The organism is Kitasatospora sp. NPDC051914 (assembly GCF_040680995.1).
Lineage (GTDB): Bacteria > Actinomycetota > Actinomycetes > Streptomycetales > Streptomycetaceae > Kitasatospora.
In genome coordinates this window covers 101,405-115,392 of the sequence record NZ_JBFAXX010000011.1, presented here as the reverse complement: position 1 = coordinate 115,392, position 13,988 = coordinate 101,405, and the positions used below count along the sequence as shown (strand labels likewise).

13 protein-coding genes and 1 pseudogene are annotated in these 13,988 nt (G+C 74.5%); 12 read left to right on the top strand and 2 right to left on the bottom strand.

Annotated features, from left to right (window positions below):
* Window positions 1-36 precede the first annotated feature (36 nt).
* Entirely contained in the window at window positions 37-918 is an 882-nt protein-coding gene (locus tag AB0M03_RS10190; RefSeq protein ID WP_363490488.1) for an oxidoreductase, read from the top strand.
* 370 nt (window positions 919-1,288) lie between these two features.
* Here AB0M03_RS10190 and AB0M03_RS10185 read toward each other — a convergent pair whose 3' ends face one another.
* Window positions 1,289-2,287 carry an HAD-IB family hydrolase gene (locus AB0M03_RS10185; RefSeq protein ID WP_363490486.1) on the bottom strand — a complete coding sequence of 333 codons (999 nt, stop codon included), beginning with the start codon at window positions 2,285-2,287 and terminating at the stop codon, window positions 1,289-1,291.
* A 633-nt stretch (window positions 2,288-2,920) separates the two neighbouring features.
* Here AB0M03_RS10185 and ssd point away from each other — a divergent pair.
* From ssd to AB0M03_RS10150, 7 genes and pseudogenes are all read left to right on the top strand, one after another.
* Entirely contained in the window at window positions 2,921-4,033 is a 1,113-nt protein-coding gene (gene ssd / locus AB0M03_RS10180; protein WP_363490484.1) for a septum site-determining protein Ssd, read from the top strand.
* A 167-nt stretch (window positions 4,034-4,200) separates the two neighbouring features.
* Entirely contained in the window at window positions 4,201-5,427 is a 1,227-nt protein-coding gene (locus AB0M03_RS10175; RefSeq protein WP_363490560.1) for a TadA family conjugal transfer-associated ATPase, read from the top strand.
* Between the two features lie 163 nt (window positions 5,428-5,590).
* Window positions 5,591-6,631, top strand: a complete 1,041-nt coding sequence (locus AB0M03_RS10170) for a type II secretion system F family protein (RefSeq protein ID WP_363490482.1) — start codon at window positions 5,591-5,593, stop codon at window positions 6,629-6,631.
* A 251-nt stretch (window positions 6,632-6,882) separates the two neighbouring features.
* Window positions 6,883-7,470, top strand: a complete 588-nt coding sequence (locus tag AB0M03_RS10165; protein ID WP_363490480.1) for a type II secretion system F family protein — start codon at window positions 6,883-6,885, stop codon at window positions 7,468-7,470.
* A gap of 301 nt (window positions 7,471-7,771) precedes the next feature.
* Complete coding sequence (locus AB0M03_RS10160; protein ID WP_363490558.1) at window positions 7,772-7,942, top strand: DUF4244 domain-containing protein; 171 nt, start codon at window positions 7,772-7,774, stop codon at window positions 7,940-7,942.
* A gap of 37 nt (window positions 7,943-7,979) precedes the next feature.
* A complete protein-coding gene (locus tag AB0M03_RS10155; protein WP_363490478.1) occupies window positions 7,980-8,339 on the top strand; it encodes a TadE family type IV pilus minor pilin in 360 nt (119 codons plus the stop codon).
* A gap of 8 nt (window positions 8,340-8,347) precedes the next feature.
* Window positions 8,348-8,746 (top strand): annotated as a pseudogene (locus AB0M03_RS10150) (Rv3654c family TadE-like protein); the annotation flags it as partial.
* Window positions 8,747-8,884: 138 nt separating this feature from the next.
* Here AB0M03_RS10150 and AB0M03_RS10145 read toward each other — a convergent pair.
* Window positions 8,885-11,317 (bottom strand): DEAD/DEAH box helicase, encoded by a 2,433-nt coding sequence (locus AB0M03_RS10145; protein WP_363490476.1) that lies wholly within the window; start codon window positions 11,315-11,317, stop codon window positions 8,885-8,887.
* A gap of 217 nt (window positions 11,318-11,534) precedes the next feature.
* On the opposite strand from AB0M03_RS10145, the gene bldG reads away from it, so the two are divergent.
* From bldG to AB0M03_RS10125, 4 genes are all read left to right on the top strand, one after another.
* Complete coding sequence (gene bldG / locus AB0M03_RS10140) at window positions 11,535-11,876, top strand: anti-sigma factor antagonist BldG (protein WP_030272780.1); 342 nt, start codon at window positions 11,535-11,537, stop codon at window positions 11,874-11,876.
* Window positions 11,877-12,002: 126 nt separating this feature from the next.
* The gene (locus AB0M03_RS10135; protein ID WP_363490474.1) at window positions 12,003-12,422 is read left to right on the top strand and encodes an ATP-binding protein; all 420 of its coding nucleotides are present in this window, start codon (window positions 12,003-12,005) and stop codon (window positions 12,420-12,422) included.
* Window positions 12,423-12,669: 247 nt separating this feature from the next.
* Window positions 12,670-13,038, top strand: a complete 369-nt coding sequence (locus tag AB0M03_RS10130; RefSeq protein ID WP_363490472.1) for a cyclophilin-like fold protein — start codon at window positions 12,670-12,672, stop codon at window positions 13,036-13,038.
* A 110-nt stretch (window positions 13,039-13,148) separates the two neighbouring features.
* On the top strand, window positions 13,149-13,907 hold the full coding sequence (locus tag AB0M03_RS10125) for a hypothetical protein (RefSeq protein WP_363490470.1): 759 nt from the start codon (window positions 13,149-13,151) through the stop codon (window positions 13,905-13,907).
* The last annotated feature ends 81 nt before the right edge of the window (window positions 13,908-13,988 follow it).

The window sequence follows — 13,988 nt, the reverse complement described above, 5'->3', positions numbered from 1 at the left end:
GAGGGGGGTGAAGGGTGGGTCACTACCCTCGGGTGGGTGAGCACTGGAACTGATCCCCTCGCCTCGCTGGCCTATCTGCCCGGGGTGCCCGAGGCCGTCGCCGAGGTGCGCAAGTCCGTCGACCGCCTCTACGGCCACCGCGTGATGCGCCGGCGCGCCGCCGAGGTGACCTCCGAGGCGGCGCTCCGCGGCGCCCGGGCCTCCGCGGCCCTGGACGGCGCGGACTGGTCCCTCGAGGAGATCCGGCGCCGCACCGACTTCGGCGGTGACGAGCAGGCGCGCACCGTCGGCGGCGCGCTCCGGATCTCGGCCGACGCGGGTCAGCTGCTCGGCATCTGGCGGCATTCGCCGCTGCAGGTCCTGGCCAGGCTGCACCTCCTGGCGGTCGGTGACGCCGATCCTTCGGCCGGGCGGCCGCGCCGCACCGGCGAGGACGCCGCTCCGCTCTTCCCGATCGACCTGGCCGCCTCGGAGGGGCACGAGAAGCCGGCCGAGGGTGTACAGCTGCCGCCCGCGCCGGGTGCGGACGAGGCGGCCGCGCGCCTCGACCAGCTGGCGCAGCTGCTGGTGGCCCGGGCCGAAGGTGCCAAGAGCGCTACGCCCGCGCTGGTGGTGGCGGCGGTGGTGCACGGCGAGCTGCTCGCCCTGCGCCCCTTCGCGTCCCACAACGGGGTGATCGCGCGCGCCGCGCAGCGCATCGTCCTGATCTCCGAGGGCCTGGACCCGAAGGCGATCTGCCCCGCCGAGGTCGGGCTCGCCGAACTCGGCACCGATGCCTACCGGGATGCCCTGGGCGGATACCTGAGCGGCACCGGCGAGGGCATGGCCCGCTGGATCGGCCATTGCGGTGAGGCGCTGCGGCTCGGCGTACGGGAGAGCACCGCCGTCTGCGAGGCGATGCAGCGCGGCATGGTCTGACCGGCCCGCCGGCCGTGGACGCGAGCGCGCCGTGGACGCGGGCGCACAGATGCGGCGGCACCTGATCCTGCTCGGTGCCGCCGCTGGCACAGGTGCCGGGTTACCAAGCATGCACCGGAAGTGCCCATCAGGTGGGGATCTGGCCCGTTCACCTGGTGCGGCGGCCCGTCAGCGGGTCGGCTGCATGTGGGTGCCCAGCTATCTGTGCGCGGTCCGTGGGCCTGAACTGCGTTGTCGGAACGACCCCTTAGGGTCCTGACCGGGTCTCGCGGGCCGTAAGTCCTTTCTATCGCGGATCGCTGCAAAGCGGAACCCGAAACAAGAACTTTTTCCCGATTGTCCGATATGGCGCCAGGTGTCCGGGAGGCGGTCAGACCGCAGGTCGGCGCCGCTTCGCCGAGTACCAGAACAGGCCCGCGGTGATCGCGGCCGTGCCGAGCGCCACGGCGAGCAGGACGGGCCGACTGGGGGCGGAGAACTCCGGTAGCCGGCTGTGGAGTTCGACCGGTCGGTTGAACACCAGCACCGGCCACTCGCGGGCCGCGGCCTCCTTGCGCAGCGCCCGGTCCGGGTTCACCGCGGAGGGGTGCCCGACCGCCTCCAGGAGCGGGAGGTCGGTGGAGGAGTCGCTGTACGCGTAGCTGGCCGCGAGGTCGTAGCCCTGCTCCGCGGCGAGTTCGCGGATCGCCGCAGCCTTGTTCTCGGCGTAGGCGTAGTAGTCGATCTCGCCCGTGTAGCAGCCGTTCTCGACCTTGAGGCGCGTCGCGATCACATGGTCGGCCCCGAGCAGCCGGCCGATCGGCTCGACCACCTCCGAGCCGGAGCTGCTGACGATCACCACGTCGCGTCCGGCCGCGTGGTGCTGCTCGATCAGTGATGCGGCCTCGTCGTAGATGATCGGGTCGATCAGCTCGTGCAGGGTCTCCGAGACGATCTCGCGGACCTGCTGGACGTTCCAGCCGCGCGTCAACGCCGAGAGGTACTGGCGCATCTTCTCCATCTGGTCGTGGTCCGCGCCGCCGACCAGGAAGACGAACTGGGCGTAGGCGCTCTTCAGCACGGCCCGACGGTTGATCAGGCCGCCCTGGTAGAAGGGCCGGCTGAACGCCAGCGCGCTCGACTTGGCGATGATCGTCTTGTCCAGGTCGAAGAACGCGGCAGTGCGCGGCGCGCCGTACGCTCGAAGTGGAGCGGGCCGGTCGGCGTCCTCGGCTCCGGCGTCGTCCTCGGCTTCGGCGGCCGTCGGGTCCGCCTCGTCGGCCGGGTCGTTCGGCCGCTCGGCGGGTCCGGTCGGGGCTGCGCCCGGGGTGGCGGCGCGTGCGGAGTCGGGACCGCGGTCGACGGCGTCGGCGTTCTCGGTGGTGTCCACGGGACCGAGGATAGAGGGCGCGGCAAAACCCCCCGCCATTCGGCGTACTGGGTGGCGCGCGGGTTTGTGTTTCTGGCCGCTCGGGTACACCATGGAAGTCACGGATCGTTCGCGACCGTGCTAACCCGGTCCGGCTCCTCCCCCCCGAGTCGGGCCGTGGATAGACGACCCCCGCTCTCCCCCCCGGCGGGGGTCGTCGCACGTCCGGGCCCGTTTCCAGGGCCAGTTGACACGCCCGGTGGCCGTCCGGAACGGCTCGGTGACCACAGCTCCCGGCCGGCTTCCCCGCGTGCACCGCGAGTGCCATTCTGTCACTCAGGGTAATCGATTGATCGGAAATCGCGATCCCCTTCCGGCGTGCTCGTGCTTCTCACGCGTCAATTCCGTGATGTATTGCCCCCCGGGCGAGTGAAGAAAGTTATCCACAGCCCCGAGTTCTCCACAGGGAATCGGCCGAGCAGCGGCGGAGCACCTCCGGACGGCCACTGTGGTCCCCGGGCCACCGACCGTCCGGCCGACCGGGCGGGGCGGCGGGCCCGTGAATCGACGCGTGCCGCGTTCTGTGTGCCGCACCGATTCGGACCACTCGGACACCGCCCGGACCACCGGGCACCGCCCATGGGGGAGACCGCCATGTCGACACCCACCACCGATTCCCACCCGACGGACCACCCGGCGCCGGCCGGCCCGCTGATCGTCACCGCGGACGACGCCCTCGCCGACCACCTGACCCGGATCTGCGCCGCCGCCGGGGCGGAGCCGCACGTCGTCCGGACGGAACCGACACGCGCACGCTGGGAGAGCGCACCGCTCGTCCTCGTCGGCGACGACCTCGCCGAACGGTGCAACGGTCTCCCCCGGCGCTCCGGAGTCCTCCTGCTCGGGCTGGACCTCGACGACGGCAGCGTCTGGGTACGGGCCGTCCGGCTCGGCGCCGAGCACGTCCTGTTCCTGCCGGACGCCCAGGCCTGGCTGCTCGACCGGATCGCCGACGCGGCCGAGGGCGTCGGGCCGCCCGCACTCACCGTCGGGGTGCTCGGCGGCAGGGGAGGCGCGGGCGCCTCGACACTCGCCTGCGCCCTCGCCGTGACCGCGGCACGGAACGGGCACCGCACCATGCTGGTCGATGCGGACCCGCTCGGCGGCGGGCTCGACGTCCTGCTCGGCGGTGAGACCGCCGAGGGGCTCCGCTGGCCCGACCTGGCCGGTTCCCGAGGCAGGGTCAGCGGAGCCGAACTGGCGAAGGCGCTGCCGGAGCTCCAGGGCCTCAGCGCGCTCTCCTGGGACCGCAGCGACTGCCTGACCATCCCGCCCGAGGCCATGCGCAGCGTTCTTGCCGCGGCCAGGCGCCGCGGCGGGCTGGTCGTCGTCGACCTGCCCCGGCACCTCGACCCCGCAGCGGCCCAGGCCCTCGAACAGATCGACACCGGGTTGCTCGTGGTGCCCGCCGAGCTGCGGGCCCTGGCGGCCGCCGACCGGGTGGCCGCAGCAGCCCGGATGCGGCTGGCCGACCTGCGGGCGGTGATCCGTGTCCCCGGTCCGGTGGGCCTCCCCGCCGCCGAGATCGCCGGGAATCTCCGGCTCGCCTTCGCCGGCGAGCTTCCGCCGGAGCCCGGCATCGGCCTCGACGTCGAACGGGGCATGCCGCCCGGCCTGCGCGAGCGGGGGCCGCTGGCCCGCTTCTGCAGCGGCTTCCTGCACGAGGTCATGCCGCCGGTGGCGGCCGCAGGCGGAGGTGCACTGTGACGGACCGTCTGCCGCGGCGGCGGCCCTCGGACGCCCTCCGGAACGAACCCGGGGAGATCCGCCGCCCGATCGGTGCCGGGTTCCGATTCGGCGCCCGGGGCGCCGTCCGACCGGCACCCGAGTCCGGGCACGGCGGCCACGGCAGGCGCCGTGCCCTCGTCGGAGGCATCGGTACCGCCGTACACGGCGCGGCCGACGGCGGAGGTGCCGGGCCCGGCGCCCTGGTCGACGCCGTACGCCTCCACCTCGCCGAATCCGGCGCGCTGCCGACCACCGGATCGGTGGCAGCCGCGCTGCGCGCCAACCGCCCCACCCTGGGCGGCGGCGACGTGCTCGACACGGTGCGCGCCATCCAGGCGGAACTCGTCGGGGCGGGCCCGCTCCACGAACTCCTCGACCGCCCCGATGTCACCGACGTCCTCGTCAACGGGCCTGACGAGGTGTGGATCGACTGCGGAAGCGGGCTCCGGCAGGTTCCCGAGGTCCGCTTCCCGGACGGGGAAGCCGTCCGGAGACTGGCCCACCGGCTGGCGACGGCAGCCGGACGCCGCCTCGACGACGCCATGCCCTGGGTCGACGCCCGCCTCCCGGACGGCACCCGACTGCACGCCGTGCTGCCGCCCATCGCCGCCGGCGGCTGCACCCACATCTCGCTGCGGATCTGCCGCGCCCGCCCGTTCACCCTGGACGAGCTCGCCGCCGGCGGAACGCTCAGCGGGGCCGGCGCCGACCTGCTCCGCGGTGTGCTGCGGGCCCGCCTCTCACTGCTGATCAGCGGCGGCACGGGCTCCGGAAAGACCACTCTGCTGGCAGCCCTGCTCGGCCTCGTCGGGCCGGAGGAACGCATCGTCATCGCCGAGGACTCGGCGGAGCTGCGGCCCGACCACGCCCACGTGGTACGCCTGCAGAGCCGACCCCCGAACCAGGAAGGGCTCGGCGAGCTGACCCTGCGGGACCTCGTCCGACAGGCGCTGCGCATGCGGCCCGACCGGCTCGTCGTCGGGGAGGTCCGCGGAGCCGAGGTCGTCGACCTGCTGGCGGCCCTGAACACCGGCCACGACGGCGGCTTCGGCACCGTCCACGCCAATGCGGCCGCCGACGTCCCGGCCCGCCTCGAAGCACTCGGATCGCTCGCCGGGCTGGACCGGCTCTCGCTCCACAGCCAACTGCGTGCCGCCGTCGACCTGGTCGTCCACCTCGCCCGCGACCCCGCGACCGGGCAGCGGCGGGTCACCGAACTGCACACCGTCGAGGGTGACCCGCGTGGCCTGGCGATCACCCGCCCCGCCGTGCTGTTCAGGTCCGGCGGCCGCTGCGACACAGGCCCGGGCTGGGCCGGCCTGCAGCGCGCCTGCGCCGAGCGCGGCGTGGCCCTCCCCGGGAGGCCGGAATGACGCTCCGCCAGTTGGAAGGGCTGTGGATGCTGGCGCTCTGCGGTGTCGCAGGGCTGGCCTGGTGGCTGCTGGAATCGGCCGTGACCAGAGCCGGGCACCGCCCCGAGCGCGCTGCGGAACGTCCTGCGGACCGCACGCCGGAGCGCACCTCGCGGAGGCCGCGATGAACTGGCCGCAGGTACAGGCTGCAGCAGCGTGCGGCGGCCTGCTGGCCGGCCTGGCGCTCGGCCGCTGCCACCGAGTGCGCGGCACCACCCGCGTCCACCGGGTGCTCGGCCACCCGCCGAGGGGAGATGCGGCCGCAGTCCTCAGGAACGCGCTTGCCGCGGTACGCCGCGCTGCAGGGCCGGACACCGTACTGCGGCGCCTTCTGGTGCCCGAGCTGGCACTGCTGCCCGTCGGGCTCGCGGCCGGCCGGTCGGTCCATTCGGTGGTGCCCGTCCTTGCCGCTGCGGCCGGAGTCGTCCCGCTGCGCCGGTGGCGCCGTCGGCGCCGTACGGCCGGCGAGGCCGGTCGCCGCGCCGCCGCCGTGATCGAACTGTGTGCCGGCCTGGTCGGCGAGTTGCGCAGCGGAGCCACACCGGAGCAGGCCCTGCAGGCCGTCGTCGCCCGGAGCCGCGCGCTCCGCCGGGACCTCGGCGCCGAGGCGGCCGCACGGCTCGCGGCGGCCCGCTACGGGGCCGACGTGCCGGCCGCCTTCCGCCTGGTTGCCGAACAACCCGGCGGTGGGGGTGCAGCAGCCGTCGCCGCCTGCTGGCAGGTGAGCTGCGACAGCGGCACCGGACTGGTGGTCGGACTAGACCAGTTGGCCGACGCCCTGCGGGCCGAGCGGGCCCTGTCCGAGGAGGTCGCCGGCGAGCTGGCCGGATCGCGGACGACCATTGCGCTGCTGGCCGTTCTCCCGGCTTTCGGGTTGCTGCTCGGTGCCGCGCTCGGCGCGCATCCCCTGGCGATGCTGCTGCACACACCCGCCGGGCTTGCCTGCTTCACCGTCGGCGGGCTGCTGGAGGCAGCCGGCCTGATGTGGACGGCGAGGATCGTCCGGGCGGCCGAGGACAGGCCCGAGCACCGTCCGCCGGTGCCGGTGCCGGTGCCGGTGCCGGTGCATTCCTGCGGGCTGCGCCGCCGCCGGGGCGACCGCGAGGAGCCGATCGCAGAGGCGCGGCATCCGGCCCGCACCCCGCGGTCGGAGGTGGCGACATGATCGCCGTGCTGGCGGCAGTGCCGGTTGCTGCTCTCCTGCTCGTGGCACTGCCTGCCGCAACCGCCCGGCGGGAGGTACGGCGGCGCACGCAGCGGTGCCTGCCGCACCGACCGCCGCCCGGCCGGTCCCGGTCGCCGTACGCCCGGCCGTCGCCCGGCCCGCACGCTCGTGGGCCGCACCGACGGCGAGTACCCCGGCCGACCCGGCGCCGCCCACGGCGGTGCCTGCCCGCCCGGGCCTGGCTCGGCCCAGTGGCAGTCGCCCTTGCCACTGCGGCGGTGATGGGCGGCTCAGCAGGGCTGGTGGCCGGGGCGCTTGTCGGTGCCGCGGCCTACCGGTGGCTGCCGCGACCGGCCGGCGCTGCCGAACGGCGGGCCGCGCTCGAGGAGGAGCGCCTGCTGCGACAACTACCGCTCGCCGCAGAACTGCTGGCGGCCTGTCTGGGATCGTCGTCCGCCCCCGGCCGGGCGGCCGCCGCGGTGGCCGCCGGGATCGACCCGCCGATGCGGGACCGGCTCGGCGCGGCCGCCGCGCAGCTCTCCCTCGGCGCTCCGCCGGAGCTCTGCTGGGAACGCCTCGGGGCGGACAGCCCCGCGCTGGCCCCGCTGGCGCGCTGCCTCGTCCGAACCAGCCTGAGCGGGGCGCCGCCGGCCGCCGCACTGAGCGGGCTGGCCCAGGCGCAGCGGGCGGCGGCCGCGCGTGCCGCGCACGCCAGGGTGCGCCGGGCCGGCGTCCTGGCGACGGCCCCGCTCGGGCTGTGCTTCCTCCCGGCATTCGTCCTGATCGGGGTGGTGCCCGTGGTCATGGGCCTCGCCTCCCTGTACGCCCAGCGGATCTGATCACTCACCACATCGGGAGGGGCCCGTCTCCGCCCGAGCTGTGTCCGAACCCGAAAACCCCATGGAGTCCGACATGTGCCTGCCCGTTCTCCGCACTACCCCCAGCTCGTCCGCGTCCGCCGCGTCCGCCGCGTCCGACCAGCCGGCCTCGGCCGGTGCATCCGGCACCGGTGATACCGGCATCCGTCCGGCGCTGCTCCCGACCCGCCTTCCGGCCGCCGTCGCGACGGCCCGCCGAACGTTCGGGTTGCGCCGTCTTGCCGCCGTGCGCCGACGCCTCGCCCGAGAGCTCGCCGACCGGGTGCGCAGGGCCGCCGTCGGGCCGCCGGACGCCGGCATGACGACGGCCGAGTACGCGATCGGTACGGTCGCCGCCTGCGCGTTTGCGGCGATCCTCTACCGCGTGGTCACCAGCGGGGCGGTCTCCGGGGCGCTCGGCGAAATCCTCGATCGGGCTCTCCATGCGGTCTGAGCGACGCCGCCGCACTGCCCGCCCGCCGGACGCGGGCATGGCCACCGCGGAAACGGCGGTGGCGCTGCCGGCCATGGTGGTGCTCGCGGCGATGCTTGTCTGGGCCGTCCTCGCCACGGCCGGCGAGGTCCGCTGTGTGGACGCCGCACGGGTGGGCGCCCGTGCGGCGGCCCGCGGCGACACCGACGCCGAAGCCTTGGCCCGTGCGGCTGCACCGCCGGGAGCCCGCGTCGAGGTGGCACAGGGCACCGAGACGGTCCGGGTCACGGTCGAGGTACCACTCCCTGCCCCCGGCAAGCTTGGAGCAGCGGTGGCTGTTCGCCTGAGAGCCTCTGCAGTGGCCGCCCGCGAGGACGTGGCCGGTCTTGAGGAGAGCGGGGCGCCGTGGCCCTCGTGAGCCGGTGGATGCGCCGCCACCGCCTCCGCCGCGCGGCGGAGGCGAGGAGATCGACCACGGCAGCCACGGGAACGGTTGTCGGGAGGGACAGCGGATCGGCCACCGTGTGGCTGCTCTCGCTCGGCATGCTGGGCTGTGCGGTCTTCGCGGCCGCCGTCGCGGTGGGCGCCGCCGTGGCTGCGCGGCACCGCGCCGAGTCCGCCGCCGATCTCGCAGCCCTCGTCGCAGCGGAACGCCTGCTGATCGACGCCGACGGCGGCTGCGGCCGGGCGGGGCTGATTGCGGGGGAGAACCACGCAGCATTGGTCGCCTGTACGCCCCGACCGGACGAGGACGCCGTCGAGGTGGTCGTCGAAGTGGCGACAGGTCACCTTCCGCTGCCGGTCGGCCCGGCGCGCGCCAGGGCCCGCGCCGGCCCGGTCTGGGCAGAGGGCGATGACTCGGGCGGGAACTCGGGTCAGGACTCGGTCCCGGACCCGGGCAGGGCGGACGACCTGGCCGCACGGACGGGCGGCGGCGCGGCGGACCGCCCGGCAGGGCCGCCCCTACTCCGGCGACGCCCGGTGCCGCCCGTCCTCGGCCTGGGCCTCGGCAGCCGCCTCGGGCGGAGCGCCGCCGACCAGTCCACCGCCGACCAGTCCACCGTCGGCCGGAGTGCCGTCCACCGGAGCCCCGGCGAGCAGCACGTCCAACAGCCGGACGGCGGCCGCCTTGTCCAACGGGTCGTTGCCGTTGCCGCACTTGGGGGACTGCACGCACGAGGGGCAGCCGCGCTCGCACTCGCAGGCGGCGATGGCATCCCGGGTGGCGGTGAGCCACTGCACGGCCCGGCGGAAGCCCCGTTCCGCGAAGCCCGCACCGCCCGGGTGGCCGTCGTACACGAAGACGGTGGGCAGGCCGGTGTCGGGGTGCAGCGGCACCGATACGCCGCCGATGTCCCACCGGTCGCAGGTCGCGAACAGCGGCAGCAGGCCGATCGAGGCATGCTCCGCGGCGTGCGCGGCACCGGGCAACCGGTCGAACGGGATCTCCGCGTCGAACAGCTGGTCCTCCGTCACCGACCACCACACGGCACGGGTGCGCAGCGTCCGCGGCGGCAGGTCGAGCTTGGTCTCACCGAGCACCTCGCCCGTGGAGATGCGCTTGCGCAGGAAGCCGACCACCTGGTTGACCACCTCGACCGAGCCGAAGCTCAGCCGGGCCTCGCCCCACTCCTGCGAGGTGTCCGTCGAGAGCACGGAGACGGAGGTGATGTCGCGGGCAGCCGTGGTGTAGGGCGGGTCGGCCGCCTCGACCAGGGCGACCGAGGTCTCCAGGTCGAGGTCCTGCACCAGGTAGGTGCGGCCCTGGTGCAGGTGGACGGCGCCCGTGTGCACGGTGGTGTGGGCGGCGGCCGCGTCCACCGTCCCCAGCAGCCGCCCCGTGGAGGCCTCCACGATCTGGACGGGGTTGCCCCCGCTGCCGCGGAGGTCGACCCGGTCGGCGGCCCGCTCCCGGCGCGTCCAGTACCAGGAGCCGTCGCCGCGTCGGCGCAGCAGGCCTCGGCGTTCGAGGATCGCCAGCAGCTGCGGCGTGGACGGCCCGAAGAGCTCCGTGTCGGACTCGGTGATCGGGAGTTCCGCCGCCGCGGCGCACAGGTGCGGTGCCAGGACGTGCGGGTTGTCGGGGTCGAGCACGGTTGCCTCGACCGGGTTGGCGAAGAGCGCCTCGGGGTGGTGCACCAGATAGGTGTCCAGCGGGTCGTCCCGGGCGATCAGGACGGCGAGCGCGCCCTGTGCCTCCCGCCCGGCCCGGCCCGCCTGCTGCCAGAGCGAGGCGCGCGTGCCCGGGTAGCCGGCCATGAGGACGGCGTCCAGCCCGGAGACGTCGACACCGAGCTCCAGGGCCGAGGTGGAGGCGAGGCCGAGCAGCCGGCCGGAGTGCAGGTCGCGCTCCAGCTCCCGGCGCTCCTCGGCCAGGTACCCGCCGCGGTAGGCCGCGACCCGCCCGGCCAGCGGCTTGCCCAGCAGGGCCTGCGCCTGCAGGGCGACCAGCTCGGCCGCCCGTCGGGACCGGACGAAGGCGACCGTGCGCGTCCCGGACTCGACCAGGTCGGTGAGCAGGTAGCCGGTCTCGGCGGTCGCCGTCCGGCGGACGGGCGCCCCCTGCTCGCCGACGTACTCGGTGAGCGGCGGCTCCCAGAGCGCGAAGACCAGCGGCCCGCGCGGCGAGGCGTCCTCGGTGACGGCGACCGCCGGCAGGCCGGTCAGCCGTTCCGCGGTCACGCCGGGCTCCGCGGTGGTGGCCGAGGCGAGCAGGAAGGTCGGCTGCGCCCCGTACCGCGCGCAGAGTCGCCGCAGCCGCCGCAGCACCTGGGCGACGTGCGAGCCGAACACTCCGCGGTAGCTGTGGCACTCGTCGACGACCACGTACCGCAGCGCCTTGAGGAAGGAGGACCAGCGCGCGTGCCCCGGCAGGATGCCGCGGTGGAGCATGTCCGGGTTGGTGAGCACGTAGGACGCGTACTGGCGGACCCACTCGCGTTCCTCGGGCGGGGTGTCGCCGTCGTACATGGCCACGCGGACCCGTGGCGGGACGAGTTCGGCGGCCCGCCGCCGCTGGTCGGCCGCCAGCGCCTTGGTCGGGGCGAGGTACAGGGCGGTGGTGCCGCGGCCGTTGCGGGCCTCGGTGCCGTCGAGCAGGTCGCTCAGCACCGGGGCCAGGTACCCGAGGGACTTGCCCGAGGCGGTGCCGGTGGCGATCACCACGGTCCGCCCCGCCTTCGCCAACTCCATCGCCTCGGCCTGGTGGGCCCAGGGTTCGGCCACGCCGAGCCCGCGCGCGGCCTCCCGGATTTCCGGACGGATTCCTTCCGGCCAGGAGGAGTGGCGTGCGGGACGGGAGGGAAGATGCTCCGTATGGGTGAGGCGGTCCGACCGGCCCCGGTTGGTGGACAGGGTCTTGAGCAGAGCCTCGGGCGAGGTGTGACGGGGCGGCATGAAGACCCAGTGTGTCACCGGCGTGACGGAGAATCGCCGCAAGCCATCGTGCGGGCATGGTCACAGGTGGTTCAATGAGGCCGTGACGGCCGCACGGCCGAGGGACGCACGCCGAGCTGGTCAGGAGCGGCATGCCTCGCCCGGCCTGCGACCACGCGGTGGCGGCCGCCCGGCCGAGGATCGCAATGACGTAGCAAGGCAAGGTGCTGGAGGTTCCGTGGACCTGTCCCTGTCGACCCGTACGGTCGGCGATCGCACGGTCGTCGAAGTCGGCGGCGAGATCGATGTGTACACCGCCCCCAAGCTGCGTGAGCAGCTTGTCGAGCTCGTCAACGACGGCAACTACCACCTCGTCGTCGACATGGAGGGCGTGGACTTCCTCGACTCCACCGGACTCGGCGTGCTGGTGGGCGGGCTCAAGCGGGTCCGTGCACACGAGGGCTCGCTCCGCCTGGTCTGCAACCAGGAGCGCATTCTGAAGATCTTCCGGATCACCGGTCTGACCAAGGTCTTCCCGATCCACAACTCGGTGGACGACGCAGTCGCCTCCACCGACTGACCGTCTTTCCCGCACCGGCGGGGCCGTGCCGCGGCCCCGCCGGTCCGGCGGCGTCCGTCACGGGCGCCGCGCCGGGGCGCGTGAAGTGGCCCCGGCCGACCAGGGAGCAACCCCGGAGGGGGAGGAATGGCAACCGTCGAACTTCGATTCAGCGCGCTTCCCGAGCACGTGCGCACGGCCCGGCTGGTCGCCGCCGCCGTGGCCAGACGGGCCGGGGTCGACGAGTCGGTGCTCGACGAGGTCCGCCTCGCCGTCGGCGAGGCCTGCTCCCGCGCCGTCGGCCTGCACCAGCGCGGGGACGCCCACGGGGCGATCCGGGTCGCGCTGATCGAGCAGGAGAAGCGTTTCCTCATCGAGGTCGCGGACGAGGCCGGCGACAACGGCACCTCTTCCTCTGCGGCCGACGACAGCGCCGACCCGGGCGAGGACGCCCTCGGCCTGGCCGTGATCACCGGCCTCGTGGAGGACGTCGAGGTGAGCAACGGCGGCGAGGGCGGTCTGATCCGCATGAGCTGGCCGGTCTCCACCGCACCCGTCGCGGTCTGATCGTCCCGCTCGTCCCGCCCCCTGCGGCGCTACTGCTGTAGGCGTTCCCGGCGCACTCTTTCAGCCTGTTGCCTTCGGCCCGTTGCCGACGTTCCCTGCCATGGCCATGGGGCCGACGCGGCCGCTTCGGCGTGCCCCGACGCCTGCCCGCCACCGGCACCGGCGTTGACAAACTGTTGAAGGTGGCGGTTTCCTGCTCCCGGCGCGACCGGTTCGGTTCGAGAACGACGGGACGAGTGACACCCCCATGCGGATACGCATCCTCTGGCCGGCCGGGCAGGCGACGGCCGAACTCCGGGCGACGCCCACCGCCGAGAAGCTCTGGGCCGCACTGCCGATCGGCTCCACCGCCCGGACCTGGGGCGACGAGGTCTACTTCGACGCCGGCCTGAGCGTGCCGCGCGAGCCCGACGCGGCCCAGGTCGTCGAGCCCGGCACGGTGGCCTTCTGGACCGACGGGGGCAGCCTGGCGCTGCCGTTCGGCCCGACACCGATCTCCCGTGACGGCGAGTGCCGGCTGGCGAGTCCGTGCAATCTCCTGGGTGCGCTGGACGGCGACCCGGCCGTGCTGAGGTCCGTCCGCGACGGGGACGCGGTCCGGGTCGAGCGGGCGTAGCGCCGTCGGCCGCAGGGCGGGGAGCAGGGCTCCGCTCCGGTCCGTGTCTGCGGCCGGAGCGGGCGGCCGTGTAGGTTCGCAGATCGACGTCCGCGACCGAAAGGCACCCGGTGAACAAGCGACTGCTGACCGTCCCCGCGCTCGGCGCGCTGCTCGCGTTCGGCGCCGTCGCGTGCAGCGACGACAACACGAAGCAGCTCGACGGCTGGGCGAAGGGCGTCTGCGACGCCGCCCAGAGCCCGATCGCCCAGTCGCGCAGTGCGCTCGCCGACATAGCGAAGGTGACCCCGGGGGAGGCGCCGCTGGACCTCCAGAAGCGGCTCTCGGCCGACCTGGCCGCCCTCGCCAAGGCCAACCAGGGGCTGGCGGACGCCGTTGACAAGGCCGGTGCGCCCAAGTCCGACAACGGCGAGGCGGCCCGCACGGATGCGGTGAACGAGCTCCGCAAGGCGTCCCAGGGCTACGTCGACGCGCAGAAGAAGCTGGACGGCTTGGCCACCACCGATCAGGCGAGGTTCGCGGACGGGCTGCGCAGCGTCGGCGACCAGGTCCAGCAGCTCGCCCAGCTCTCCACCCAGGGGCTCAACCGCCTGCAGACCGGTGAGGCCGGTGACGCGATCAAGCGCCAGCCGGGGTGCAAGGCGAACGCCGCCCCGGCTCCCGAGCCGACCGACGCTCCGTCGGCGGGTGCGGGCCAGACCGGCTCCGGCCAGCCGGGTACGGCCCAGCCCGGCACGAAGTCGTCCGCGCCGTCCGGGGCCGCCTCCGGATCGCCCTCGGCGGGTGCGTCGGGTGCGGCGAAGTCGCCGTCCGCGGACGTGTCGGCGAGCGGGTCCGAAGCGGCCTCGCCGAGCGCCTCCGCGAACTGAGAACCTCCACCGACTGAGCACCCCCTCGAACCGGGCGCCTCCTCGACCCGGGCGCCTCCGCGAAATGAGCGGCGCACCGCC

Coding starts and splice junctions, on each gene's coding strand:
- ssd (WP_363490484.1), top strand. CDS start 2,921: ATGTCGACACCCACCACCGATTCCCACCCGACGGACCACCCGGCGCCG.
- AB0M03_RS10170 (WP_363490482.1), top strand. CDS start 5,591: ATGAACTGGCCGCAGGTACAGGCTGCAGCAGCGTGCGGCGGCCTGCTG.
- AB0M03_RS10155 (WP_363490478.1), top strand. CDS start 7,980: ATGGCCACCGCGGAAACGGCGGTGGCGCTGCCGGCCATGGTGGTGCTC.
- AB0M03_RS10145 (WP_363490476.1), bottom strand. CDS start 11,317: ATGCCGCCCCGTCACACCTCGCCCGAGGCTCTGCTCAAGACCCTGTCC.
- AB0M03_RS10135 (WP_363490474.1), top strand. CDS start 12,003: ATGGCAACCGTCGAACTTCGATTCAGCGCGCTTCCCGAGCACGTGCGC.
- AB0M03_RS10130 (WP_363490472.1), top strand. CDS start 12,670: ATGCGGATACGCATCCTCTGGCCGGCCGGGCAGGCGACGGCCGAACTC.